Genomic DNA, 23,205 nt, shown 5'->3' with positions numbered 1-23,205 from the left:
AACCTTTGCGTAAGGTTGCCCCTATTTTCTACCGCTCAGGGGAGGGGCTGCCATGAGTCCGGCGTTACAGGGTTTAATCACCATTTTTATCGGCGTTGGCGGCTGTTTGGCCTATTTCTACGGCTCGAACATCTTTCTCGATAAGGTCCTTTTTCCAGCCAAAGGCATTCACGCAGGGCGTAATATCAACCGCGCGAATATGGTGCGTCCATGGCTGTTTCTGATGCCCGCGCTCTTGGCGCTGGGGCTCTACCTTGCTTATCCCGTGGTCGAAACCTTCCGTTTGTCGCTGAGCGAACGCCTACCGGGCGGGGCCTCCCAATACGTTGGTTTTGACAACTATCGCCGCATGTTCGCTGAAGATAAATTCTGGGAAGCGATGCGGAACAACCTTCTTTGGCTCCTCATTGTGCCTGCCGCGGCGACCGCGCTGGGGCTGTTGGTTGCGCAGCTGACCGACCGCATCAAATGGGGCAGCTTTGCAAAATCCCTGATCTTTATGCCGATGGCGATTTCCTTCGTTGGTGCGGCTGTGATCTTTAAATTGATCTATGACGCACGTCCTGCGGATCAGAACCAAATCGGTATCTTGAACGCGCTTTGGCTGCAGTTCGATGGCGGCTTCGGGTCTGTGCTCATCCTTCGAGTTCTTCCGGCCCTGATGTTCGCTGGTTTCGCCGCTGTTGTTGGCTATGCCGCCTACCTTGTTGGTCGTCCGATTGTGAAACCTGCTGCGCATGTTGTGGAAGGGATTGCCCTCAAACTCCTGCGTGTCGTCGGTGCCGTTCTGCTGTCTTGGGTTGCTGTTCTATCGGCGCTCAACGTGATTGATAGTGCGACCCTCGCGATGCCTTATGGTGAACAGCAAACGTGGCTGACCATTCCGTTCTGGAACAACTTCTTCCTGATGGTTGTGCTGATCTGGATCCAGACGGGCTTTGCCATGGTGATCCTCTCGGCGGCCCTTCGCGGTATTCCCGAAGATACGATTGAGGCCGCAATCATTGACGGCGCGAACCCGTTCCAGATCTTCTTTAAGATCAAAGTTCCACAAATCATGAACACGATTGTCGTGGTTTGGACGACTATCACCATCGTTGTGCTGAAGGTGTTCGATATCGTCTTCGCCATGACCAACGGTCAGTGGGAGACGCAGGTCCTCGCCAATTACATGTATGACAAACTCTTCCGCTCGAATGACTGGGGTGTCGGGTCGGCCTCTGCGATGATCATTATGCTGCTCGTCACACCGATCCTCGTTTGGAACGTCTATAATGCTCGCAAGGAGATGCGCTGATGGACAACATCGCAGGCACCAAATCCTCGCTCAATTGGGCGGTCCATATTTCAGTCGTTCTGCTGGTTGTTCTGTGGATTTTTCCAACCGTTGGTCTGTTTGTTTCGTCCTTCCGTACGGCAGATCAGATTTCGACCTCTGGTTGGTGGAAAGCTCTCTTCCCTAGCGAACAGAGCTTGACGCTCCGTGCGGCAGATCCGGATGATTTCGCCGTTCAGCAGGCGGACGGAACTTGGGTCGTATCGGGGAACCTTTTTGAGGGTGGAACTGAAGCAGAGATTTCCCGTTGGGGATCGTCGTCCCGCGAAATTTCCGCTTATGCAGCGGGTGAGGCTGCTGATTTAGGTGATGGCGAGAGCTTTGCTGTTGAGGCCAATGGCGATTACGTTTGGTCCTCTGTGGATCAACCTTCGGGCCGTGGTCAGCGCGTCTTTGTGACGGCTGTCACACCTCCTGAATTTACACTTGAGAACTATGACACCGTTCTGGGTCAAGGCGTAGTTCAATCGCTGCTGGTCTATATTGTGGCTGCAGTCATCGTGGGGACAGTTGCTGGATTTTCCGCCCGTTCGCTACGTCCCGATCATACGCGGTCTGCGGTTATCGTGTTCGGTTTTGGTTCTCTGATACTGTTGTCGGTCATTTTTGGTCTCGGTACGGGGCAGGGTGGCGGACAAGCCAGTGATGACATGGCAAAGGCGTTCTTTAACACGCTCACCGTGACCATTCCCGCAACGATCATCCCGATTACCATCGCGGCTTTCGCAGCCTATGCGCTGGCTTGGATGGATTTCCCTGGGCGAGCCCTCTTGATCGCAGCAATTGTGGGTCTATTGGTCGTACCGCTACAGCTGGCGCTTATCCCGCTCTTGCGTCTGCACCTCGAGATTGGGATCGGCAAAGGGTATCTGGGCGTTTGGTTGGCGCACACGGGCTTTGGTATGCCTCTCGCGATTTATCTGCTGCGCAACTATATGGCTGGCCTTCCGCGGGATATCATTGAAAACGCTCGTGTAGACGGTGCAACCGATTTCCAGATCTTTACCCGTATCATTCTGCCACTGTCATTCCCCGCGCTCGCATCTTTCGCGATCTTCCAGTTCCTCTGGACTTGGAACGACCTGCTCGTGGCTCTCGTGTTCCTGATCGATAGCTCGGGCAACACCACTGTTATGACCCGTCAAATCGTAGAGCTCTTGGGCACACGTGGCGGCAACTGGGAAATTCTTGCGACGGCGGCCTTTGTGTCGATCTCTGTGCCGCTGATCGTCTTCTTCGCTATGCAAAAATACCTCGTGCGAGGCCTCCTCGCCGGATCCGTGAAATAAGGACTACTGAAATGAGCAAGGCACCTATTGTGTCGAACACGCAGGACAAAGACTGGTGGCGAGGGGCCGTTATTTACCAGATTTATCCCCGCAGCTATCAAGACAGCAACGGCGACGGCATTGGCGATCTCTTGGGCATCGTCCAGCGTTTGCCCTATATCGCCTCGCTTGGCGTTGATGCGATCTGGATTTCGCCGTTCTTTACTTCCCCGATGAAGGATTTCGGCTACGACGTTTCGGACTATTGTGACGTTGATCCGATGTTCGGATCGCTCGCTGATTTTGATGCGGTGATTGAGACTGCGCATAGCCTCGGCATTCGCGTGATGATCGACCTTGTTCTGTCGCACACGTCGGATGTCCACCCGTGGTTCGTCGAGAGCCGCCAGAGCCGGGATAATGATAAGGCCGATTGGTATGTCTGGTCTGACCCGAAACCAGATGGCACCGCGCCGAACAACTGGTTGTCGATCTTCGGTGGCTCCGCATGGCAGTGGGATGCGCGTCGCGAGCAATATTATCTGCACAACTTCCTTGTGTCGCAGCCCGACCTGAACTTCCACAATCTAAAGGTTCAAGAGGCGCTTTTGGACGTGGGTCGGTTCTGGCTGAACCGAGGTGTTGATGGATTCCGCCTCGACACCATTAACTTCTACATGCACGATGAGCAGCTTCGCGATAACCCGCCACTGCCCAAAGAGATGCGGAATGCGACCATCGCGCCGTCGGTGAACCCGTATAACCACCAAGAGCACCTTTACGACAAGAACCACCCGAAGAACCTTGATTTCCTTCGTAAACTTCGCGCCGTGATGGAGCCGTTTGGCGCCGCTGCGGTAGGTGAGGTTGGTGATGCGCAGCGTGGTCTAGAGATCATGGGGCAATACACCCGTGGCAATGACGCCATGCAGATGTGCTACGCGTTTGAACTGCTGTCTGGCGCACGTCCGACGGCGCAATCTGTGGCTGACGTTATGGCGAAAGTCGACGAAGTTGCCGCTGACGGCTGGGCCTGCTGGGCCTATTCGAACCACGACGTTGTGCGCCACGTCACCCGTTGGGGCCTGACCCCTGCTGCATCCCGCCTCTTCACAACGATGATGATGTGTCTGCGCGGATCGGTCTGTATCTATCAAGGCGAAGAACTGGGTCTTCCAGAGGCTGATGTTGCGTTTGAGGACCTGCAAGACCCTTACGGCATCGAATTCTGGCCCGAGTTCAAAGGCCGCGATGGTTGCCGCACGCCGATGGTTTGGGAGCAGGATAATGCAAGCGGTGGTTTTACCAATGGTAAACCGTGGCTTCCGGTGTCCAGCGAACACCTTGGCCTGTCGGTCGAGCCGCAGGAAAAAGATCCGGCAGGCTTGATCCATCACTACCGCAAAGCGATCGCATTCCGTCACGCTCATGAAGCGCTGAAATCTGGCGCGTCGACACCACTCGAAGTGAACGGCGATATCGTCAGCTTTGCACGATCTGCGGGTGACACGACGATCTATTGCGCGTTCAATATGAGCGACACGCCGTCTGATTTGGCAGCCCCGTCTGGGGAATGGTTGCCAATTGGTGGCGAACTGGGTGGTGCTCATGTTGCACCCGACGGCGCGCTGCACTTGGGGCCTTGGCAGCCCTATATCGCGCTCAAGCGGACCTAAGGGGAGGGGAAACACATGGCCGATCTCAAACTTACGGATGTTGCCAAGGTCTATGGTGGCGGCGTTGAGGTTCTAAAGAACATCAACCTCGACATCAAAGAAGGCGAGCTAATCGTTTTCGTAGGCCCATCAGGCTGCGGGAAATCCACGCTTCTTCGTATGATCGCAGGTCTGGAAAATATCAGCGGTGGCACGTTGGAAATCGGTGGACAGGTCGTGAACGACATTCCGCCTGCGCAGCGCGGGATCGCCATGGTGTTCCAATCCTACGCGCTCTATCCGCATATGACGGTGCGCGATAACATGTCCTTTGCGCTGAAAATCGCAAAGAAATCTGCGGAAGAGATTGATGCGGCTGTGAACAAGGCTGCGAAAATCCTTCAGTTGGAGCCGTATCTTGATCGCCTGCCCAAGGCGCTCTCGGGCGGTCAGCGTCAGCGTGTCGCCATCGGTCGCGCGATTGTTCGCGACCCGCAGGTGTACCTGTTTGACGAACCGCTCTCGAACCTCGATGCGGCGCTGCGCGTGGCAACACGGATTGAGATCGCTCAGTTGAAAGAGGCGATGCCTGAATCGACCATGATCTACGTGACCCACGATCAGGTCGAAGCGATGACTCTTGCGTCGCGTATCGTTGTTCTCGCGAACAAAGGGATCGCGCAGGTTGGTACGCCATTGGAGCTCTATGAGCGGCCAGAAAACGAATTTGTGGCGCAATTCATCGGCTCTCCTGCGATGAACCTGTTGGCTGGCGAAATTGTTGGAACGGGTGCGCAGACAACAGTGAAACTAGCAACGGGCGGCACGGCTATCTCGGCGGTTCCAACGAGCACAGCGGATATGGGGCTCAAGGTGAATATCGGTGTCCGTCCAGAGGACATGGTGCCGTGCGAGGACTGCGATGCGATCTACACGGGCAAAGTCGATATTCTCGAAGCTCTGGGCGAGGTCACCTTGCTCTATTTCGAAAAGAACGGTGCTGCTGATCCTGTGATCGGCAAGCTGCCCGGCATTCACGCCGATATGCGTGGTCAGACTGTCAGCCTAAGGGCGGTGCCTGAAAAGGTGCAGATCTTCCACAACGGAAAATCGCTCTACTACCGCTAAACGAAAAACGGGCCCGCGAGGGCCCGTTTCTTTTGGGTGTGTTCCCAGAGGGTTAGCCGCGACGGCGACCACCGCGACGACGACCGTCGCCTTCAGCGCCAGCAGCCGACGGAGGCTTGTTAAAGCGGATCCAGTCACCACCGTGCGGATCGTTGTTGGTCAGCAGGTTCGCTGCGCGGATTGCTTCCATCTCTTTACCGGGACGGGATTGGGTCGAACCCAAACCAGTCAACTGGCAGAAGGTTTCCAGATCGATGTCATCAGGAACGATGATGCCAGCGGCAGCCAGTTCCAGTTTCTTTTCTTCGATCTTCGATGCCGCGACAGGCAGGGCGCATGGGTTCATGATCGCAGAGGTCATGCCTGCACCCATAGCCATCGGCAGGAACGCGTTGTTGATGCCGTGACGGTTCGGCAGACCGAACGAAATGTTCGATGCGCCGCAAGTCGTGTTCACGCCCAGCTCTTCGCGCAGACGACGGACGAGGGCGAATACTTGGTTACCAGCGGTCGCCATCGCGCCGATCGGCATAACGAGCGGGTCAACAACGATGTCGTAGGCAGGGATGCCAAAGTCAGCAGCGCGCTGAACGATTTTCTTTGCCACTTCGAAACGAACGTCTGGGTCTTCGGAGATACCAGTGTCGTCGTTCGAGATCGCAACAACAGGAACGTTGTATTTCTTAACCAGCGGCAGAACGAATTCCAGACGCTCTTCTTCGCCCGTGACCGAGTTCAATAGCGGACGGCCTTTGGCAGCCTGAAGACCCGCTTCTAGAGCAGCAGGAACCGAGGAGTCGATGCAGATCGGGCAATCGGTCAGGCCCTGAACCAGTTCGATCATTTTGACCATGAGCGGCGGCTCTGTCTCGTTCGGGTTCGGGTTGGAGTTGTAGACAACGCCAGCGTTGATATCGAGGATGTTCGCACCAGCAGCAACCTGTGCCAGTGCGTCCTTCTCAACGGTCGAGAAATCGCCTGCTTCCAGTTCAGCAGCCAGTTTCTTGCGGCCCGTAGGGTTGATCCGTTCACCAATCACACAGAACGGCTGGTCAAAGCCGATAATGGCGGTTTTCGATGCGGATTCGACGATAGTGCGGGTCATACTGACTGTCCTTAGGCTTGATTTACGGGGGTGGCAGCGTCGCCACCATTTTTGATTGCCCATTCGGCGTTGGTCTTAATGCCACCGAGAGGGAAGAAGTGAACCTGTTCAATGTTGAAATCAGGGTTCGCAGCTTTGTGGGCAGCGAGTTCTTCGAGGATTTCATTCGGCTCGTAGGGCAGGACGAGTTTAGTCACATCCATCGCGCGTTTCTGAAGAACGCGGAGGGACGGGCCAACGCCACAAGCAATCGCGAATTTGATCAGGGTCTGCAGTTTTGCCGGACCTGCGATACCGATATGGATCGGAATATCAACGCCAGCCGCCTTAAGCGCGTTTGCCCATTCGATAACGGGTTGTGCCTCAAAACAGAACTGGGTCGCCATCGCGATTTTCGCGTCGGTGGTTTCCGAGAACTTCTGTTTCCAGCGCAGCGCGTCCATGACGTTTTTGTCCGACCCATCTGGATCGATGTCGCGGTTGCCTTCGGGGTGACCTGCGACGTGCAGACGTTTGAACCCAGCGCGGTCAAAAATCCCTGTCTCAAGAAGCTGCATCGACGAGTGGAATTCGCCAACAGGCTGATCAACGCCACCTGCAAGGATGAGACCTTGGTTCACTCCAGCTTCAGAGGAATAGCGGTTCACCCAATCTTCGAGCGTTGCCGCGTCTTTGATGATGCGGGCAGGGAAGTGTGGCATCGGGTCAAAGCCCTCGTCGCGCAGGCGGGCAGCGGTCGCCACCATGTCTTCGATCGGGGTGCCATCGATGTGCGCGATGTAAACGCGGGTGCCAGCGGGCAGCAGGTCGCGGAAGTTCTCAACCTTTTCTGCGGTGCGCGGCATCACTTCGATCGAGTAACCTTGGAGGAATGCTTCCAGATCAGCATTGGCCGTGGTCACATTTTCTTTTTTACGCATAAACGGAAGCAGTGCCATCATGGCCTCCTTAAAAGAGCGGTTGGTCACGCGTGACCTTTGTTTTCGATCAGCGCCTTTAGACGCTCTGGTGTGTATTCGGCATCGAGACGAGCAGCTTCGGCATTTGCGACCTCTGCATCGTCACCTTCGACAGAGTAGGGCTCTGCCTTGCGCCATTCGGAGAGGTAATCATCAGTTCCCGCCATATCGGCTTTCATTGCGGCGCGGTCGATCGCTTGTTCAAACCGTTCGGGCAATTGCACTTTGTGGCCACGGCGACCTTTGCCGACGATGACCTGTGCTGGGATATCCCGCCAGTAAACGATAGTGACATCTGCCATTTGTGATTCCCTGTTCCTCTTGGCTTCCTTCATACGCTCGGCATTTTCCGACACGAGGTCGGTTTTCGACATGCTGCCACTTTCCTGCGACTAGGTTTCGTCCAGAGAGGCTTGCGCGGCGCCGCGCGGGGGCATAGGTTGGAGGTAACTTGAAATGGAGGGCGTATCCTATGGCGCCCAAGCGTCCCCGTGGTGCGGGCGCGTTCCCGAAGGCGGTAGAGACCCCCGCGCCTGTAATGCCTGATCCGGCCTCGCTTTATGCTGCGCTGGATTTGGGTACAAATAGCTGTCGCATGCTGATTGCCCAACCAAAGGGCAGCCAGTTTCATGTGATTGACAGCTTTTCGAAGTCGGTCCAGCTGGGCTACGGGCTTGAAAGTTCAGGCCGGCTAGGTCGTGGGTCGATGAACCGCACGATTGCGGCATTGCGGATCTGCAAACAAAAGCTCCAACGCCATAAGGTCGGCCACATGCGTCTGGTCGCAACAGAGGCGTGTCGGCGCGCGAAAAACGGCAAGCAGTTCATCAATCAGATCAGACGCGAAACGGGTCTACGACTGGAGATCATCAGCCCAGAGGAAGAAGCACGTTTAGCGGTTATTTCTTGTGCGCCACTCGTCAGCACCAAAACAGAACAGTTGCTGGTCGTGGATATTGGCGGCGGCTCGACCGAGCTTGTTTGGATCGACCTCACGAATGTGCCGCATCGCGAACGCCCCGGTGCGATCATGCGGCTTCATCGTGGCTTTGTGCAGGACCCTGGTCCGTTTGCGGCGGCGAAAGTCGTCGATTGGATTTCGGTGCCGTTGGGCGTCGCGACCCTGCGTGATCAGTTCGAGGACGTAGAGGACGACGCGGCACGGTTTGCGCTGATGAGTTGGTTCTTTGAGGAACAACTGTCGAAATTCAGCCCCTATACTGCCGAACAAACCCGCGAAGGGTTCCAGATCGTTGGCACCAGTGGCACTGTCACGACCGTGGCAGCCAGCCATTTGGGGCTGAAACGCTATGATCGGACCAAGGTCGATGGGCTTCGGATGACCAGCGATCAGATTGATGCTGTCATTCGCGATTACCTTACGCTTGGCCCTGATGGGCGCCGCAATGACCCGCGGATCGGTCGCGATCGTCAGGCCTTGATTATGTCGGGGTCGGCAATCCTTCAGGCCCTTATGCGGATTTGGCCGACGGATCGTCTGTCGGTCGCGGACCGTGGTCTGCGCGAGGGTCTGCTTTATGCACAAATGAGCGCAGACGGTGTGCTTGAGGATACTCCGTTTTAGGGGTAGAGGAACGCTCTGCTAAGATCGGACTGGAAGAATGGCTAAGAAACCCGGGACCAAAAATACCAGCGGACGCGGACAGCGTGACCTTTTCGTTAAGGTGAAAACCGCCCGTGGTCGCAAGACCTCGTCGACCCGTTGGTTGCAGCGGCAGTTGAACGATCCTTATGTGAAACGTGCGCAGGCCGAAGGCTATCGCGGTCGCGCGGCGTTCAAAATCCTCGAGCTTGACGACAAATATCGGTTCCTCGTTCCGGGGGCTCGGATCGTTGACCTTGGCTGTGCACCAGGTGGCTGGATGCAGGTTGCGGTGAAACGTGTGAATGCGCTGGGTGAAAAGCAGGGCAAGCGGATCGGGACCGTTTTGGGCGTCGACCTTCAAGAGGTTGAACCGCTGGCGGGTGCTGAAATTCACCAGCTCGATTTCCTGTCCGACGATGCGGACCTCTTGGTCAAAGAATGGCTGGGCGGTGAAGCGGATGTTGTTATGTCCGACATGGCTGCTGCGTCCTCGGGTCACAAACAAACCGACCACCTTCGGATTATCGCGCTGTGTGAAGCGGCAGCTTATTTTGCCTTTGACGTTCTCGCACCCGGCGGCACTTTTGTTGCCAAAGTCCTCGCGGGTGGGGCGGAAGGCGAATTGATGAAAACGCTGAAGAAGAATTTTAAGTCCGTCGCCAACATCAAACCGCCTTCGTCACGCGCGGATAGTTCTGAAAAATTCGTTGTGGCTCGCGGCTATAAGGGGCGTAATGGCGACTACGACGCCGATCTGAACGACGAAGAAGAATAAAAGAAGGGGCCAGACGGCCCCTTTTTTATGTGCGCGGTAGGGTCCAATTCGGACGCGGGAAATGGCAGGTGTAGCCATTCGGGTGCCGCTCTAGATAATCCTGATGTTCAGGCTCTGCTTCCCAGAAATCGCCAACAGGTTCGACTTCGGTCACGACCTTTGCGGGCCAAATGCCTGATGCATCCACATCTGCAATCGTCCGCAGTGCTTCGGCCTTCTGATCTTCATCGACATAGTAAATCGCCGAACGATACGACATCCCAATGTCATTGCCCTGACGGTTCTTTGTCGTCGGGTCATGAATTTGGAAAAAGAACTCCAGCAGGGCGCGATAGCTCGTCTGGGTATCATCAAAGATGATCTCGATCCCCTCGGCATGGGTGCCGTGATTGCGATAGGTCGCGTTCGGCACGTCGCCGCCCGTATATCCGACACGCGTCCGCAATACGCCCGTTTGTCGGCGGATCAAATCCTGCATTCCCCAGAAACATCCACCTGCAAGTACCGCACGTTGCTCAGCCATCAGATTTCCTCCACTTGATCAATGAATGCGCCATAACCTTCGGCTTCCATATCGTCACGATGGATAAAGCGTAACGCAGCGGAATTAATGCAATAGCGCAGGCCACCGCGATCACGCGGTCCGTCTGGGAATACGTGCCCCAAGTGGCTGTCACCATATTTTGACCGCACCTCGGTGCGGACCATCCCATGCGACACGTCCGTAAGTTCGACAACGTGGTCGCTGACAATCGGTTTCACAAATGATGGCCAGCCGCACCCCGATTCATATTTCGCGGATGAGGCAAAGAGAGGTTCGCCCGAAACCACATCGACGTACAGACCTGGTTCCTTATTGCTAAGGTACTTGCCCGTGCCTGGACGTTCAGTGCCGGATTCTTGCGTCACATAATATTGCTCTGGATCGAGCGCTTCGATCACCTCGGGGCGGCGTTCATACTGTGTCATGGAACCTCCTAACTTGAAGCTACGATATGGTGTGTCTTGTGTCGAAATCAAAAGAAGGTTGTCGATGATGTGATCGGTCCCGAAGTGGGCTGACGTAACTGCCGATCGGTGATAATCTAAAACGGTAAGAAGTAAGGGGCGATTTATGCTAAAGGTTGTAGCGGCATCTTTGATGATGTTCGGGGCATTTTCGACCGCAGGTCATGGTCAGGGCAGTGATCGTTCCGTTGACGTTGAATTTGCAGCGGGAACGACAGGGACCGTAATCTCGGATAGGCTTGTTGGGCGGGAAGTGGTTTTGTACCATCTTGGCGCCGAAGCTGGGCAAGTGTTGGATCTCTCACTTCAATCGTCGAATGCGGCCACCTATTTTAACGTTTATGCACCGGGGTCAGGTCCAGGTGATGCGGCGCTTGCCGTCAGTAGTTTGACCAGCGACAGCGTGCCAGACCTCAACCAGTTTAGCGCAACCTTGCCAGTTTCAGGTGACTATACTGTCATGGTCTATCTGTATCGCGCAGCAGCGCGACGCGACGGGGTTGCAGAGTATACCTTGGACATATCGATCACGGGTAAGCCACAGGGTATTGTCCAAAATGACTATGCTGATGGGTTGATGGGCGGGCCTGATTTTTGGGCTGTTGTCGCTAATGGCGGTTTGAACCTGCGCACGGGGCCTAGCCAAAGTGCAAACAAAGTTGCGGTCTTGCACTCCGACGATGTCGTTCGAAACTTGGGGTGCCGCATGGCAGAAGCGCAACGCTGGTGTCAGGTCCAAACCGTCACGGAGCCTAAATTGACCGGATGGGTTGCAGGACGTTTTCTAGCCGAGGCTGCAGAACCCGCACGTTAAAGCACCAATGAAACGCGAAACGCGCCCGAGTGGGGCGCGTTTTCGTAAGTGGTCGTGTTTGGATTTTTATGGCGGAGAGACAGGGATTCGAACCCTGGGAACCCGTGAAGGCTCAACGGTTTTCGAGACCGCCCCGTTCGACCACTCCGGCACCTCTCCGCGATGAAGGGGCGTTTAATGTGACTTCGAATGGCGTGCAATAGCAATTTCACAAAAATCTTTTGCAAAGATCGATCAACTGACTGCGATGGCAATTGGAACATGCATAGAGGGCCTATATGTAAAGGCACAACAGAAGGGTGTCTCATGCGCGCTAAGTCGTTTGTTTTCGTGTCCTGCCTTACGGCGATCACTGGTCCTGCCATGGCAGAGCAGTCACAAAGTGCAGAGCGCGCCTTGTTTGAGGCTTTGATGCAGCCTGACGTGATTGCGATCATGTCTGAAGAAGGTATCGATTACGCAGGTCAAATCGCGGACGAAATGCTGATGGGGCATGTGAGTGATCATTGGTCGACCGTGATTTCACAACTCTATGATCCGCAACAGATGGAAGAAGCCGCGTTTGCAGCCTTTGAACGGTCGCTTGCAGGGCAAGACGTGGATGCGATGTTGGCGTTTTATTCAACTGATCCAGGTCGCCAATCGGTGCTTCTAGAGGTCGACGCACGCCGAGCGGTGTCTGATCCCGATATTTTGGACGCAGCGACGGCGGCAGCGATTGATGCCCATGGCACCCCACGTTTCGACCAAATCACGGCATATATCGAAGCCAATGACCTTATTGAGAAAAACATCAGCGCCGCGTTGAACGACAACTACGCTTTCCTGCTAGGGCTATACGATGGCGGTGCAATGGACGGGCAAACCTCGCCTGAGAGTTTGATTTCGGACGTGTGGGCTCAAGAAGCCGAATTGCGGTCCAGCACCTCTGAATGGGTCTATGGGTTTATGAACATGGCCTACCAACCACTGTCTGATGCGGATTTGGACAGGTTGATCGCGTTTTCTCAGACCGAGGCGGGGCAGGGCGTGAATAGAGCCCTTTTCGATGCCTATTCGGCCTTATATGAAGATATTAGCAGAACCCTCGGCCTGCAGGTCGCACAAATGATGATGGTTTCTGAACTCTAGCTTGACTTTCCACAGGGTTCTGACGATAAGCCCGCATCCGGGGCGGATTATGCCCTGGTTTTTGATTCAATACAGCCCAAAACAGGGCGCGCAGTTCACGGGCGGCATAGCCAGCAACACGAAAGTGGCCCCAGCGACGCGGTAGATGAAGGAAGATACTATGTTTGCGGTTCTCAAAACCGGCGGCAAGCAGTACAAAGTTGCTTCGGGCGACGTTCTGCGTGTCGAAAAACTGGCAGCCGATGCAGGCGAAAAAATCCAGTTCAACGAAATTCTGATGGTTGGTTCGACTGTTGGCGCTCCGTTCGTGGCAGGCGCTGCTGTTCAGGCAGAAGTCATCGACCAGATCAAAGGCGACAAGGTAATCAACTTTGTTAAGCGTCGTCGTAAGCACTCGTCGAAGCGTACCGTTGGTCACCGTCAGCAACTGACCCTCGTTCGCATCACCGACATCCTTGAGTCGGGTGCAGACAAATCGGGCGTCAAAGCTGCAATCGGTGCTGGTTCTGCTCCGAAAGCTGCGGCACCTGCTGCTGCTCCGAAAGCTGCAAAGGCTGCTCCGGCTGCCGCTGCTGCTGGCGCAGACGACCTGACCGCAATAACCGGCGTTGGTCCGGCTGCTGCTAAAAAACTGAACGAAGCTGGTATCACCACCTACGCTCAGCTGGCTGCTGTTGACGCTGCATCGTTCGAGGCTGTTAAAGTGAAACCCGAGTGGGTTGAGCAAGCCAAACAACTGGCTAAGTAATTTAGGCATAGGAGAGACACATGGCACACAAAAAAGCAGGCGGTTCCTCCCGTAACGGTCGCGACTCCGCGGGTCGTCGCCTTGGTGTAAAAAAATTCGGTGGTGAAGTTGTCGTAGCAGGCAACATCATCGTTCGTCAGCGCGGCACTAAAATGTGGGCTGGCGAAGGCGTTGGTATGGGTAAGGACCACACCCTCTTTGCAACTGCAAACGGCAACGTGAAGTTCTACACCGGTCTTAAAGGCCGCACCTTTGTAAAGGTTCTCCCAGTGGCGGAGGCCGCTGAGTAAACCGATACCTTAAAGGTTTGATATTTAGGGGGATCGGGTTTTCCGGTCCCCCTTTATTATTTGGTGATTGTTATCAAGTCATTGTTGGGGTGAGGAAGAGGAGCCAAAGCCCGACTCGGTTTCTAGGAGGAAGCCAATGATGTTAGATCAAGTGACACCACAGCCCACCATTCAGGCTGACCGTTTCGTTTTGCGCCCGCTGCGCAAATCGGATGCTGGTTTGATCAGCATGTATGCCGCTGATGATCGTGTCGCGCGTGGAACGCGGTCGATCCCACATCCGCTGCCACCCGGCACGACTGAGGCGTTTATTGACCGTTCGACCAAAGCTGATCGCACCGAAGACGTGTGGGTCATTGATGGAAAGGCGACCGACCTGGGCGAAATGCTCGGAATTGTGAGCCTTGAACGTATGGACCGTGGGCAGAGCGAGATCTTCTTTTGGGTCGCGCCTGCGTTTTGGGGCACGGGCATCGCGTCTGCCGCTGTCAAAGCCCTGATTGACGCAAACCCACATGGTGCAAAAACACTCTTCGCGGAAGTGTTCCAAGATAACCTTGGCTCTGCGCGTGTTCTGACGAATTGCGGTTTCACCTACCTTGGTGATGCCGAAGCCTATTCTGTCGCTCGTAAGTCCACTGTGCCCACTTGGACCTATACGCTTAAAATCAACAGCTAAAGGGGGCGGCTTTCGGGCTCCCTCTTGAGCAATGAGGCGTGATCGCATAAGCGAGACGCTGTAAAACCTGAAAGCCGTTCCGATGAAATTCCTCGACCTTGCCAAAGTTTATATTCGCTCCGGTAGTGGGGGGAATGGCGCCGTGTCGTTCCGCCGTGAAAAGTTCATCGAATACGGTGGCCCTGACGGTGGTGACGGTGGTCGCGGTGGTGACGTGATTGCAGAAGCAGTCGAGGGTCTGAACACCCTGATTGATTTCCGCTATCAGCAGCACTTCTTTGCGCAAAACGGAACGCCCGGTATGGGCCGTGCACGCACGGGGCCGTCGGGTGACGATATTATCCTTCGCGTTCCTGTTGGAACTGAGATTATTGACGAAGACGAAGAAACCCTGATCGCGGATATGACCGAGGTCGGTCAGCGTGTTATCCTTGCCAAAGGCGGCAATGGCGGTTTCGGAAACCTTCACTTTAAATCCGCCACGAACCAAGCGCCGCGCTCTGCGAACCCCGGTCTTGCTGGCATCGAACGCACGATTTGGCTGCGGTTGAAGCTCATCGCGGACGCGGGTCTTGTTGGCTTGCCGAACGCAGGTAAATCGACCTTCCTTGCTGCAACTTCGAACGCACGTCCAAAAATCGCGGACTATCCATTCACCACGCTGGTTCCGAACCTTGGGGTTGTTGGCGTTGACGGTCGCGAATTCGTTGTCGCAGACATTCCGGGTCTGATCGAGGGCGCGTCCGAGGGCCGTGGTCTAGGCGATATGTTCCTAGGTCACGTGGAACGTTGCGCGGTGCTTTTGCACCTTGTTGACGGGTCGTCAGGTGATCCGATCAAAGATTACGAGATCATTCTTGAAGAACTCGAAGCATATGGCGGCGATCTCGCCGATAAGCCGCGCGTTACCGTTTTGAATAAAATCGATACGCTCGACGAAGAAGAACGCCAGTTCATCAAAGAAGAGCTCGAAAAAGTGACGGGCGAACCTGTCATGCTGATGTCGGGTGTCTCGAACGAAGGCGTTCAAGACGTTCTGCGTGCCCTGCGTCGCGAAATTGATGACCGCAATGCCGAAGAGTTTGAGGCCAGTCAGGAGGATGAACCGTGGCGACCCTAAGCAGCGCAAAACGCGTTGTTGTCAAAATTGGTTCGGCGCTTCTCGTTGATCGGGATAGCGGATCGCTGAAATCTGATTGGCTGCGGTCCTTGGCAACTGATGTCGCGTGGCTCCGTCATTCTGGCATTGATGTTGTGCTAGTGTCCTCTGGCTCTATCGCGCTTGGCCGCGAGGTTCTCGGTCTGCCGCGTGGACCGCTTCCATTGGAACAGAGCCAAGCTGCAGCAGCCGTTGGGCAAATTAAACTTGCCCGTGCCTACGAAGAGGTGCTCGCGCCACACGGCATTCACACGGGGCAGGTGCTGGTTACGCTTGAGGACAGCGCGGATCGTCGCCGGTATCTGAACACGCGTGCCACGATGGAAACCCTGATTTCATTGGGCGTGACGCCGATCGTGAACGAAAACGATACGATTGCGACCGATGAAATCCGCTATGGCGATAACGACCGTTTGGCGGCCCAAGTTGCCGTGACCTGCGGTGCCGATCAGCTCATCCTGCTGTCGGATGTCGACGGGTTCTACAACGGCAACCCGAACCTCGATCCAGCGGCCACGCGTTACGATGTCATCGACCGTATCACGCCCGAGATTGAGGCGATGGCGGGCGACGGCGTGTCCGGTCTGTCCAAAGGCGGCATGATTACCAAACTCCTCGCCGCGCGAATGGCGACCGAAGCGGGCTGTGCGATGGCGATTACGCTGGGGTCGCGGATGAACCCATTGCGTGCGCTTGAGGATGGCGCGACGGTGACATGGTTTACCGCGCATGACGACCCGCAGGCGGCCCGCAAACGTTGGATTGCCGCTATGAAGCCCAAAGGCGAACTCGTTGTTGATGCGGGGGCAGAGACGGCGTTGTCGGCTGGCAAAAGCCTCTTGCCTGCTGGCGTTCGGATCGTGCGCGGCGCCTTTGGCCGCGGTGAACCGGTCGCGATTGTGACGGATGCGGGTAAACCGATCGGCATTGGCCTCACGCGATACACAAGCGCAGAAGCGCTCCAGATCATTGGTCGGCGTAGCGCCGATATCGAAGAAATTTTAGGATATAAGGGCCGCGCAGCTCTCGTTCATCGGGACGATATGGTGGTTCAATAAAGGGACGTAAGGCTATGACAGATATCGTAAACATTGCAGAAATGATGGCCGATATCGGTAAGCGTGCCCGCGCTGCCAGTGCAGAACTCGGTCACGCGTCAGCGGAACGTAAACACGCCGCATTAATCGGTGCAGCCTATGTTGTTTGGGACAACCGCGCAAAGATCATTGAGGCGAACGCTAAGGACCTCGAGTACGGTCGCGAAAAGGGTCTGAGCCCTGCGATGATGGACCGCCTTATGCTGAACGAAGATCGCATTCGCGGTATCGTTGACGGGCTTCGGTCGGTTGCGGAGCAGGCGGATCCCGTGGGGGCCGTTCTTGCTGAATGGGACCAGCCCAATGGCCTTCATATCAAACGTGTGCGTACCCCGTTGGGCGTGATTGGCGTTATCTACGAAAGCCGCCCGAACGTGACTGCTGATGCGGGTGCGCTATGTCTGAAATCGGGCAATGCGGTGATTTTGCGCGGCGGGTCCGAGAGTTTCCATTCATCGCGTGCAATCCACGAATGTTTGGTTGCGGGCCTGAAAGCCGCGAAACTGCCCGAAGATGCGATCCAGTTGATCCCGACCCGTGACCGTGAGGCCGTGGCCGCGATGTTACGTGCGGTGGACTATATCGACGTGATCGTCCCGCGTGGTGGCAAGGGCCTTGTCGGTCTCGTCCAGCGCGAGGCTCGCGTGCCTGTCTTTGCCCACCTCGAAGGCATCGTTCACATCTACATCGACAAAGCTGCTGATCCCGAAAAGGCGCTTCGCGTTGTTCTTAACGCGAAAACCCGCCGCACTGGGATTTGTGGTGCTGCGGAATGTCTGCTGATCCACAAAGACGTCGCGCAATCACTGGGCGCTGATCTGATCAAAGCGTTGATGGACAAAGGCGTTCGCGTTCATGCGGGCGAGGGGCTGAACGGTACTGACGTTGCGACCGACGACGATTGGGGCCGCGAATACCTCGACATGGATATCGCGGCTAAGATCGTCGATGACGTTGACGGAGCGATTGCGCATATCCGTCAATACGGGTCGAACCACACCGATTGCATCATTACCGAGGATTCGGCGGCCGTGGCGCGGTTCTTTGAGCGGCTCGATAGCGCGATCTTGATGCACAACTCGTCGACGCAATTTGCCGACGGCGGTGAATTCGGGATGGGTGCAGAGATCGGTATCGCAACGGGCAAAATGCACGCGCGTGGTCCTGTTGGGGCCGAGCAGCTGACCAGCTTTAAATACCTTGTGACGTCGGATGGCGCGGTTCGCGGTTAAACCGTGACCGTTAGCTCAGTGTCTGTCGCCGTATAGGTGACAGTGCGGTTCAAACTCTGCGCGACACGAGGCAAGAGCGCGAACTGCACCTGAGCCGCTGAAAGGCCTTTGCCTTCAAACGACCAAAGCGCAGGGTCGATTGCGATTTTCCGCCCTGTGCCTTGGATCTCGAACCCTGAGGAGGTTTGCCTGAATTCGACTTCAGCGCCCAGTGGCGTCGCAGTTTCGATGCAGAGCGCGGCGAGGATCAACAAACGCACCTCAGAACGGTTCACGTCTCGGTCAATCTGCCAGTCAAAGTTCAATCGACCTGATTTCGAGACTTCGCTCAGCAGGGTGATAACCTCTGATCGTGATATCGTTTGGGCGCAATCCGACGGACCAAACGCGAGGCGGAACAGCTTTACCCGCGCCATAGCTGCCGTGACGCTTTCCGCGATCAATGCCATTTCGGGCGTTTGCGATGCACCCGACAGTTCGAGGAGTTCCACACCGTTGCTGATTGCGCTAAGTGGGTTCACAAGATCATGGCAAATGCGCGATCCGATCAATGCGGCGATGTCTGTGTCGTTGGTCATATCGGTCCGAAAGGTAAAAGATGGATTTGAATTCAGTATTAGAGCCAGGAATGCTCGTGCGTCATCCTGGGCAGCCGGATTGGGGCGTTGGGCAGGTGCAGTCCAATATCGCTGGCCGTGTGACCGTGAATTTCCCTGACCAAGGCAAAGTGGTGATCGATGGCAACCGCGTCATGTTGATGTTGGTCTCCGTTGATCCAAGTTAATTCGGGGATAGGCGGCAAAGGTTAACAGAAGGTAACCATGCCGCCGCCCTTGATTTTGCGGCAACAAACCGCCTAAAAGTCGTGCACCCTGACCTAACCGTAAACGCAGCCATGACCGCAACCATTGATTGTTTGACCGTTCGGCTGGCCCAGACCGAAGACGACGTTCGCGCGGCGCAACATTTACGGTATCGCGTCTTTGTTGAAGAGCTCGGTGCCACAGGTCCGATGGTGGATCATGAGGCAAAGATTGAAGCGGATCACTACGATCCATTTGTCGATCATCTGTTGCTGATTGATGAAAACAAGACGGGCCATGAACGCGTTGTCGGCGTCTATCGGTTGCTCCGTTCGGACATGGCAGATGCTGCGGGCGGGTTCTATTCGCGGAGTGAATATGACCTTACGCCCTTGATTGCCTCGGGGCGAAAACTGCTAGAGCTCGGTCGATCATGCCTCGCAGCAGACTATCGCGGTGGACAGGGTATGATGCTGATGTGGAACGCGCTGTCCGACTACGTGGTCGAACATGGGATTGAGGTTCTGTTTGGCGTTGCATCATTCCATGGCACGGACATTGAACGCCTTGCGCCCGCTTTATCGCTGCTTGCCGATCGCCACATGGCGCCCGAAAGTCTACGTGTGCGTTCGCAAGTCTATCAACCCATGACCCTTATAGATCCGGCGCAGATTGACCGCGTGGCCGCGATGCGTGACGTGCCTCCGCTGATCAAAGCCTACCTGAAGATCGGCGGTTTTGTCGGGGACGGGGCCTTTGTCGATCATGCGTTTAATACGACGGATGTTTGCCTGATCCTCGACACGGAACGGCTCAATGCATCGCAAAAAGCGCTCTATGATCGGGGTGCGCGCCGATGATCACCAATTGGTCGCCAGAGCTACCGCCACCTGACATCAAAATCACACCGCTCGGTTGGCTGCGATTTGCCATAAAGGCCCCTTTGATCGGCATATTGGTTTTTGGCGGGCTATTTGTTCTTTTGCTGGTGCGGTTGGTTGAACGCCCGCTGTGTGGAATGGATCGCCCTGTCACGCCCTTTATCACGCTGTTTGTTTGTCGGAACACGCTGCGCCTGATCGGTATTGATTACCGCGTTATTGGTGAACCGATGAAAGGGCCGGGCGCTGTGGTCGCGAACCACGTGAGTTGGATGGATATTTTCATCCTGAATGCCCGCAAGCGCATCTACTTCGTCTCCAAAGCCGAGGTCGCGAATTGGCCCGGCATTGGGTGGCTGGCACGGGCAACGGGCACGGTATTTATCCGTCGCGATCGCAAGGATGCCAAAGCGCAGATCACACAGTTCCAAGAGCGCATATCACACGGGCATAAGTTGCTGTTCTTCCCCGAAGGGACGTCGACCGATGGGCGCGTTCTATTGCCGTTCAAGCCGACACTGTTTGCGGCATTCCTTGCTGACGAAATGCGAGAGACGCTCTCCATCCAACCCGTGACGATGGTTTATCGTGCCGCCGAAGGGGCTGACATTCGTCAATACGGCTGGTGGGGCAACATGGATTTCGGCCAGCATTTTTTGGCTGTTCTGACCGCCCCAAAACAAGGGTCGGTCACTGTGGTTTATCATGATCCTGTAAAGGTCGCGGATTACTCTGATCGCAAAGCTCTGGCTCGCGATCTAGAGGTTATCGTTCGTAAACCTTTGGCCGAAGCAGGGATCCTCGACGCCTGAGTTAGGACATTGCGGCGACAAGAGTGCGCAGCGCTGCAACGGGATTGTCGCTGGTCCAAATCTCATCACCGATGCCAAAGAAATCGGTATAGGGCGTCAGCTGACGGATCAGATCAACGTCGAGCGTCCCTTCGGCGACCACAGGTACTTCGATCATTTGCGACCACCACTGGAATAGGTCGAGCGGGGCTGTTTCGCCAGAAAACAGTGGGCTTTTCCCAACGGGGCCAAAGCTGACGTAATCCGCGCCCAACTCACCCGCGGTCATACCATCGTGGCTGCTGTTGCCGCAGAACGCGCCGATGATCGCATCTTCGCCCAGTTCTTTGCGCATCTTTTTGACCGACCGTGCGGCATCCGTCAGGTGCACACCATCAAGGCCGAGCCGTTCAACGAGCATCATATGCGTGTCGATCACCAGTGCGACGTCACGTTCCATCGTGACAGAACGCAGGGCGTCCGCAGCACGAGCAATGCGATCTTCATCGCGAGTCGCGAGGGTCAGACGCACGCAGGCGATTTCTTGGGCGTCGAGGACAGAACCAAGGATGTCCGGATAAGTCGACAGTTCAAAATCGGTCGGTGTGATGAGGTAAAGCTGCGGAAGGTCGGCTGCGTCGGTCATCATGGTCCCCAATTCTGGCCCGTTAACATCGGTTTGAGGTCATATAACGATGCTTTTGCGCCTTAGGAAGAGGGTGCTTTGGCTTGTCTCGGGGAACCGCCTTGCGTATCAGGCACAGGAAACCTGAAAGGATGATCCCGATGCCCACTGGCCAGCCTCAGCCCGCCTTTGTTCTGATCCGCCCGCAGATGGGTGAAAATATCGGTGCCGCGGCGCGGGGAATGTGGAACTTTGGGCTCGATCTGATGCGCCTGACGACACCGCGTGATGGGTGGCCGAACCCGAATGCGGTCGCGATGGCATCTGGGGCAGGGCGTTTGTTGGACGAAGCGCAGGTCTATGAAACCACCGCTCAGGCCGTTGAGGATTGCACATACGTTTATGCCACGACCGCCCGACCGCGTGGTTTGACGAAACCCGTGATGTCGCCAGAGGCTGCAATGCAGGACGCCGCAAAACGGATCAACGACGGCCAGAAGGTCGCTGTGATGTTTGGTCCTGAACGGGCAGGGATGGAAAACGAAGATATCGCTCTTGCCAACGCGATCATCAACGTCCCTGTGAACCCAGAGTTTTCGTCGCTGAACCTCGCGCAATGTGTGCTGCTCGTGGGATATGAATGGCGTCGCGCCTCGACTGAAATTGTTCACGAACGGCTGGATAACCCGAACGAATGGGCGACCCAGCTTGAGGTTGAAAAACTGGCCGAGAATTATGAGACTCACCTCGAACAGGCTGGGTTCTTTTTCCCTGAGGACAAAGCACCCCATATGAAGACCAATTTGCGCAACTTATGGAGCCGTATGCCGCTCACCCGTCCTGATGTGCAGATCCTACATGGCATCATGCGTCAGATGGTCCGCTGGAAGGACCGTGGCTAGCCCTTGCCGTGATGCCTCCTGCGACTTAGGTTCCCCGCAACATCGAAGGAGGCCGGCATGGCGCAAACACCGCGCAAATTGTTCGAGGACGTGGGCGAAGCCCCGAAACAAACCGCAGCACCGGGACAGATCGACGCCAAACGGCGCGGCGCACGTGGTGCTATCCGCGTTTGGCTCATGGTGATTTTCGCGCTCGTCGCGTCGATGATCGTGGTCGGTGGCCTCACACGATTGACCGATAGCGGTTTGTCGATCACGGAATGGAACCCTGTCATGGGGGCGATCCCGCCGCTGAACGAAGCCGATTGGGCGGTCGAGTTTGAAAAATACCAAACGAGCCCCGAATACCTTTTGCAGAACAAAGGCATGAGCCTAAGCGAGTTCCAGTTCATCTATTGGTGGGAATGGGGCCATCGTCAGTTGGGTCGCTTTATCGGCCTCGTTTGGGCGCTCGGCTTCTTTGGCTTCATGCTGACAAAAAACATTCCGACAGGTTGGACAGGGCGTCTGTTCCTCTTGGGCGTGCTTGGCGGTCTTCAAGGCGCTATTGGCTGGTGGATGGTTCATTCAGGCCTTGACCAAACAGCCCAAGAAATTGGCCGCACCGATGTTGCGTCTTATCGCCTTGCAACGCACCTTGGCCTTGCCTTTGTGATCCTCGGGTTCACGGCTTGGTTTACGTTCCAGATGGGCCGCACTGAGGCTGATTTGATGCAGGCGCGTCGGTCCGCAAATGCGAAACTGTTCGGCATGGGCACAGGGCTGATGCATTTCGCGTTTCTGCAAATTATCCTTGGTGCGTTGGTTGCAGGTATCGATGCAGGTCGCGCCTTCCCAACATGGCCGCTGATGGGCGATGGGTTCCTACCGCCTGATCCTTTCCAGCTGACCCCGATGTGGCGGAACTTCTTTGAGGACGCGGGGCTCGTGCAGTTCATCCACCGCATGTCGGGTTATCTGTTGTTCATCTATGGCATCGTCGTTTGGCTTCGTGCGCGCAAATCGCCGAACGGTAAGACCCGTTTTGCCTATAACGCCGTGATGGCGATGATGGTGGTGCAGATGGTTCTCGGCATCATGACCGTGCTGTATCAAGCCCAACTCCACGTCGCGATCACCCACCAGATTGGTGCGATCGTCCTTTGGGTCTTGATCCTGCGTGGCCGTTATCTGGCGCGTTACCCGCTGGCCCAATCCATTCGTGAGGCGTGAC

26 protein-coding genes and 1 tRNA gene are annotated in these 23,205 nt (G+C 55.8%); 19 read left to right on the top strand and 8 right to left on the bottom strand.

Going from position 1 to position 23,205, the window contains the following annotated elements; genetic code table 11:
- Window positions 1–52: 52 nt before the first annotated feature.
- From QWY83_RS05775 to QWY83_RS05760, 4 genes are read left to right on the top strand one after another with little or no spacing between them, the layout of a single operon-like run.
- Window positions 53–1,297 carry a carbohydrate ABC transporter permease gene (locus QWY83_RS05775; RefSeq protein WP_249945693.1) on the top strand — a complete coding sequence of 415 codons (1,245 nt, stop codon included), beginning with the start codon at window positions 53–55 and terminating at the stop codon, window positions 1,295–1,297.
- The gene (locus tag QWY83_RS05770; RefSeq protein WP_249945694.1) at window positions 1,297–2,625 is read left to right on the top strand and encodes a carbohydrate ABC transporter permease; all 1,329 of its coding nucleotides are present in this window, start codon (window positions 1,297–1,299) and stop codon (window positions 2,623–2,625) included. The genes QWY83_RS05775 and QWY83_RS05770 overlap by 1 nt, the downstream gene beginning before the upstream one ends.
- Window positions 2,626–2,636: 11 nt before the next feature.
- Window positions 2,637–4,280, top strand: a complete 1,644-nt coding sequence (locus QWY83_RS05765; RefSeq protein WP_249945695.1) for an alpha-amylase family glycosyl hydrolase — start codon at window positions 2,637–2,639, stop codon at window positions 4,278–4,280.
- Between the two features lie 15 nt (window positions 4,281–4,295).
- The gene (locus QWY83_RS05760) at window positions 4,296–5,387 is read left to right on the top strand and encodes an ABC transporter ATP-binding protein (RefSeq protein ID WP_249945696.1); all 1,092 of its coding nucleotides are present in this window, start codon (window positions 4,296–4,298) and stop codon (window positions 5,385–5,387) included.
- Between the two features lie 52 nt (window positions 5,388–5,439).
- On the opposite strand, the gene QWY83_RS05755 is transcribed toward QWY83_RS05760, so the two are convergent.
- The 3 genes from QWY83_RS05755 to QWY83_RS05745 are packed head-to-tail and all read right to left on the bottom strand — an operon-like array spanning window position 5,440 to window position 7,753.
- Window positions 5,440–6,492 carry a methyltetrahydrofolate cobalamin methyltransferase gene (locus tag QWY83_RS05755; protein ID WP_105235037.1) on the bottom strand — a complete coding sequence of 351 codons (1,053 nt, stop codon included), beginning with the start codon at window positions 6,490–6,492 and terminating at the stop codon, window positions 5,440–5,442.
- 11 nt (window positions 6,493–6,503) lie between these two features.
- Window positions 6,504–7,430 carry a methylenetetrahydrofolate reductase gene (locus tag QWY83_RS05750; RefSeq protein ID WP_249945697.1) on the bottom strand — a complete coding sequence of 309 codons (927 nt, stop codon included), beginning with the start codon at window positions 7,428–7,430 and terminating at the stop codon, window positions 6,504–6,506.
- A gap of 26 nt (window positions 7,431–7,456) precedes the next feature.
- Entirely contained in the window at window positions 7,457–7,753 is a 297-nt protein-coding gene (locus QWY83_RS05745) for a virulence factor (RefSeq protein ID WP_249945698.1), read from the bottom strand.
- Between the two features lie 170 nt (window positions 7,754–7,923).
- Here QWY83_RS05745 and QWY83_RS05740 point away from each other — a divergent pair, with 170 nt between their 5' ends.
- Together QWY83_RS05740 and QWY83_RS05735 are read left to right on the top strand one after the other, a co-directional pair.
- Complete coding sequence (locus QWY83_RS05740; protein ID WP_249945699.1) at window positions 7,924–9,036, top strand: Ppx/GppA phosphatase family protein; 1,113 nt, start codon at window positions 7,924–7,926, stop codon at window positions 9,034–9,036.
- A gap of 37 nt (window positions 9,037–9,073) precedes the next feature.
- Window positions 9,074–9,832 carry an RlmE family RNA methyltransferase gene (locus tag QWY83_RS05735; protein WP_067545161.1) on the top strand — a complete coding sequence of 253 codons (759 nt, stop codon included), beginning with the start codon at window positions 9,074–9,076 and terminating at the stop codon, window positions 9,830–9,832.
- Between the two features lie 25 nt (window positions 9,833–9,857).
- Here the strand turns inward: QWY83_RS05735 and msrA are convergent, their stop codons facing one another.
- On the bottom strand, window positions 9,858–10,355 hold the full coding sequence (gene msrA / locus QWY83_RS05730) for a peptide-methionine (S)-S-oxide reductase MsrA (protein ID WP_249945700.1): 498 nt from the start codon (window positions 10,353–10,355) through the stop codon (window positions 9,858–9,860).
- Entirely contained in the window at window positions 10,355–10,801 is a 447-nt protein-coding gene (gene msrB / locus QWY83_RS05725; protein ID WP_249945701.1) for a peptide-methionine (R)-S-oxide reductase MsrB, read from the bottom strand. The genes msrA and msrB overlap by 1 nt, the downstream gene beginning before the upstream one ends.
- A 145-nt stretch (window positions 10,802–10,946) precedes the next feature.
- Between msrB and QWY83_RS05720 the strand changes: the two genes are divergently transcribed.
- Window positions 10,947–11,654, top strand: a complete 708-nt coding sequence (locus QWY83_RS05720; RefSeq protein WP_249945702.1) for an SH3 domain-containing protein — start codon at window positions 10,947–10,949, stop codon at window positions 11,652–11,654.
- Window positions 11,655–11,723: 69 nt separating this feature from the next.
- Here the strand turns inward: QWY83_RS05720 and QWY83_RS05715 are convergent.
- A tRNA-Ser gene (locus tag QWY83_RS05715) sits at window positions 11,724–11,813 on the bottom strand.
- A 147-nt stretch (window positions 11,814–11,960) separates the two neighbouring features.
- Between QWY83_RS05715 and QWY83_RS05710 the strand changes: the two genes are divergently transcribed.
- From QWY83_RS05710 to QWY83_RS05680, 7 genes are all read left to right on the top strand, one after another.
- Window positions 11,961–12,785 (top strand): DUF2059 domain-containing protein, encoded by an 825-nt coding sequence (locus QWY83_RS05710; RefSeq protein WP_249945703.1) that lies wholly within the window; start codon window positions 11,961–11,963, stop codon window positions 12,783–12,785.
- A 160-nt stretch (window positions 12,786–12,945) separates the two neighbouring features.
- Window positions 12,946–13,533, top strand: coding sequence for a 50S ribosomal protein L21 (locus QWY83_RS05705; protein WP_249945704.1), 588 nt, complete (start codon window positions 12,946–12,948; stop codon window positions 13,531–13,533).
- Between the two features lie 20 nt (window positions 13,534–13,553).
- Window positions 13,554–13,823 (top strand): 50S ribosomal protein L27, encoded by a 270-nt coding sequence (gene rpmA, locus QWY83_RS05700; protein WP_067545143.1) that lies wholly within the window; start codon window positions 13,554–13,556, stop codon window positions 13,821–13,823.
- A 136-nt stretch (window positions 13,824–13,959) separates the two neighbouring features.
- On the top strand, window positions 13,960–14,502 hold the full coding sequence (locus tag QWY83_RS05695) for a GNAT family N-acetyltransferase (RefSeq protein WP_249945705.1): 543 nt from the start codon (window positions 13,960–13,962) through the stop codon (window positions 14,500–14,502).
- A gap of 82 nt (window positions 14,503–14,584) precedes the next feature.
- The gene (obgE, locus tag QWY83_RS05690) at window positions 14,585–15,622 is read left to right on the top strand and encodes a GTPase ObgE (RefSeq protein WP_105235047.1); all 1,038 of its coding nucleotides are present in this window, start codon (window positions 14,585–14,587) and stop codon (window positions 15,620–15,622) included.
- Window positions 15,610–16,719 carry a glutamate 5-kinase gene (gene proB / locus QWY83_RS05685; protein ID WP_249945706.1) on the top strand — a complete coding sequence of 370 codons (1,110 nt, stop codon included), beginning with the start codon at window positions 15,610–15,612 and terminating at the stop codon, window positions 16,717–16,719. The genes obgE and proB overlap by 13 nt, the downstream gene beginning before the upstream one ends.
- A 14-nt stretch (window positions 16,720–16,733) precedes the next feature.
- Window positions 16,734–17,990 carry a glutamate-5-semialdehyde dehydrogenase gene (locus QWY83_RS05680; RefSeq protein WP_249945707.1) on the top strand — a complete coding sequence of 419 codons (1,257 nt, stop codon included), beginning with the start codon at window positions 16,734–16,736 and terminating at the stop codon, window positions 17,988–17,990.
- Here the strand turns inward: QWY83_RS05680 and QWY83_RS05675 are convergent.
- Complete coding sequence (locus tag QWY83_RS05675) at window positions 17,987–18,568, bottom strand: histidine phosphotransferase family protein (RefSeq protein ID WP_249945708.1); 582 nt, start codon at window positions 18,566–18,568, stop codon at window positions 17,987–17,989. The genes QWY83_RS05680 and QWY83_RS05675 overlap by 4 nt on opposite strands.
- Before the next feature lie 20 nt (window positions 18,569–18,588).
- Here QWY83_RS05675 and QWY83_RS05670 point away from each other — a divergent pair, with 20 nt between their 5' ends.
- The 3 genes from QWY83_RS05670 (at window position 18,589) to olsA (ending at window position 20,486) form a co-directional block, all read left to right on the top strand.
- A complete protein-coding gene (locus tag QWY83_RS05670) occupies window positions 18,589–18,774 on the top strand; it encodes a DUF3553 domain-containing protein (RefSeq protein WP_105235051.1) in 186 nt (61 codons plus the stop codon).
- A 111-nt stretch (window positions 18,775–18,885) separates the two neighbouring features.
- Entirely contained in the window at window positions 18,886–19,653 is a 768-nt protein-coding gene (gene olsB / locus QWY83_RS05665) for an L-ornithine N(alpha)-acyltransferase (protein ID WP_249945709.1), read from the top strand.
- Window positions 19,650–20,486 (top strand): lyso-ornithine lipid O-acyltransferase, encoded by an 837-nt coding sequence (gene olsA / locus QWY83_RS05660; protein ID WP_249945710.1) that lies wholly within the window; start codon window positions 19,650–19,652, stop codon window positions 20,484–20,486. Before olsB ends, olsA begins: the two co-directional genes overlap by 4 nt.
- A gap of 1 nt (window position 20,487) precedes the next feature.
- On the opposite strand, the gene QWY83_RS05655 is transcribed toward olsA, so the two are convergent.
- On the bottom strand, window positions 20,488–21,111 hold the full coding sequence (locus QWY83_RS05655; protein WP_249945711.1) for a thiamine phosphate synthase: 624 nt from the start codon (window positions 21,109–21,111) through the stop codon (window positions 20,488–20,490).
- 140 nt (window positions 21,112–21,251) lie between these two features.
- Between QWY83_RS05655 and QWY83_RS05650 the strand changes: the two genes are divergently transcribed.
- Together QWY83_RS05650 and ctaA are read left to right on the top strand one after the other, a co-directional pair.
- Window positions 21,252–21,992 carry an RNA methyltransferase gene (locus QWY83_RS05650; protein WP_249945712.1) on the top strand — a complete coding sequence of 247 codons (741 nt, stop codon included), beginning with the start codon at window positions 21,252–21,254 and terminating at the stop codon, window positions 21,990–21,992.
- 57 nt (window positions 21,993–22,049) lie between these two features.
- Window positions 22,050–23,204 (top strand): heme A synthase, encoded by a 1,155-nt coding sequence (gene ctaA, locus QWY83_RS05645; protein WP_249945713.1) that lies wholly within the window; start codon window positions 22,050–22,052, stop codon window positions 23,202–23,204.
- The last annotated feature ends 1 nt before the right edge of the window (window position 23,205 follow it).

Source organism: Marivivens donghaensis, from assembly GCF_030410045.1.
Lineage (GTDB): Bacteria > Pseudomonadota > Alphaproteobacteria > Rhodobacterales > Rhodobacteraceae > Marivivens > Marivivens donghaensis.
Note: the sequence above shows the minus strand (reverse complement) of the source record. Positions and strands in the feature narration are given on the sequence as shown.

Bases quoted from the DNA above. Each gene is read 5' to 3' on its own strand.
- QWY83_RS05775 (WP_249945693.1), top strand. From the start codon at position 53: ATGAGTCCGGCGTTACAGGGTTTAATCACCATTTTTATCGGCGTTGGC.
- QWY83_RS05770 (WP_249945694.1), top strand. From the start codon at position 1,297: ATGGACAACATCGCAGGCACCAAATCCTCGCTCAATTGGGCGGTCCAT.
- QWY83_RS05765 (WP_249945695.1), top strand. From the start codon at position 2,637: ATGAGCAAGGCACCTATTGTGTCGAACACGCAGGACAAAGACTGGTGG.
- QWY83_RS05760 (WP_249945696.1), top strand. From the start codon at position 4,296: ATGGCCGATCTCAAACTTACGGATGTTGCCAAGGTCTATGGTGGCGGC.
- QWY83_RS05755 (WP_105235037.1), bottom strand. From the start codon at position 6,492: ATGACCCGCACTATCGTCGAATCCGCATCGAAAACCGCCATTATCGGC.
- QWY83_RS05750 (WP_249945697.1), bottom strand. From the start codon at position 7,430: ATGGCACTGCTTCCGTTTATGCGTAAAAAAGAAAATGTGACCACGGCC.
- QWY83_RS05745 (WP_249945698.1), bottom strand. From the start codon at position 7,753: ATGGCAGATGTCACTATCGTTTACTGGCGGGATATCCCAGCACAGGTC.
- QWY83_RS05740 (WP_249945699.1), top strand. From the start codon at position 7,924: ATGGCGCCCAAGCGTCCCCGTGGTGCGGGCGCGTTCCCGAAGGCGGTA.
- QWY83_RS05735 (WP_067545161.1), top strand. From the start codon at position 9,074: ATGGCTAAGAAACCCGGGACCAAAAATACCAGCGGACGCGGACAGCGT.
- msrA (WP_249945700.1), bottom strand. From the start codon at position 10,355: ATGGCTGAGCAACGTGCGGTACTTGCAGGTGGATGTTTCTGGGGAATG.
- msrB (WP_249945701.1), bottom strand. From the start codon at position 10,801: ATGACACAGTATGAACGCCGCCCCGAGGTGATCGAAGCGCTCGATCCA.
- QWY83_RS05720 (WP_249945702.1), top strand. From the start codon at position 10,947: ATGCTAAAGGTTGTAGCGGCATCTTTGATGATGTTCGGGGCATTTTCG.
- QWY83_RS05710 (WP_249945703.1), top strand. From the start codon at position 11,961: ATGCGCGCTAAGTCGTTTGTTTTCGTGTCCTGCCTTACGGCGATCACT.
- QWY83_RS05705 (WP_249945704.1), top strand. From the start codon at position 12,946: ATGTTTGCGGTTCTCAAAACCGGCGGCAAGCAGTACAAAGTTGCTTCG.
- rpmA (WP_067545143.1), top strand. From the start codon at position 13,554: ATGGCACACAAAAAAGCAGGCGGTTCCTCCCGTAACGGTCGCGACTCC.
- QWY83_RS05695 (WP_249945705.1), top strand. From the start codon at position 13,960: ATGATGTTAGATCAAGTGACACCACAGCCCACCATTCAGGCTGACCGT.
- obgE (WP_105235047.1), top strand. From the start codon at position 14,585: ATGAAATTCCTCGACCTTGCCAAAGTTTATATTCGCTCCGGTAGTGGG.
- QWY83_RS05680 (WP_249945707.1), top strand. From the start codon at position 16,734: ATGACAGATATCGTAAACATTGCAGAAATGATGGCCGATATCGGTAAG.
- QWY83_RS05675 (WP_249945708.1), bottom strand. From the start codon at position 18,568: ATGACCAACGACACAGACATCGCCGCATTGATCGGATCGCGCATTTGC.
- QWY83_RS05670 (WP_105235051.1), top strand. From the start codon at position 18,589: ATGGATTTGAATTCAGTATTAGAGCCAGGAATGCTCGTGCGTCATCCT.
- olsB (WP_249945709.1), top strand. From the start codon at position 18,886: ATGACCGCAACCATTGATTGTTTGACCGTTCGGCTGGCCCAGACCGAA.
- olsA (WP_249945710.1), top strand. From the start codon at position 19,650: ATGATCACCAATTGGTCGCCAGAGCTACCGCCACCTGACATCAAAATC.
- QWY83_RS05655 (WP_249945711.1), bottom strand. From the start codon at position 21,111: ATGACCGACGCAGCCGACCTTCCGCAGCTTTACCTCATCACACCGACC.
- QWY83_RS05650 (WP_249945712.1), top strand. From the start codon at position 21,252: ATGCCCACTGGCCAGCCTCAGCCCGCCTTTGTTCTGATCCGCCCGCAG.
- ctaA (WP_249945713.1), top strand. From the start codon at position 22,050: ATGGCGCAAACACCGCGCAAATTGTTCGAGGACGTGGGCGAAGCCCCG.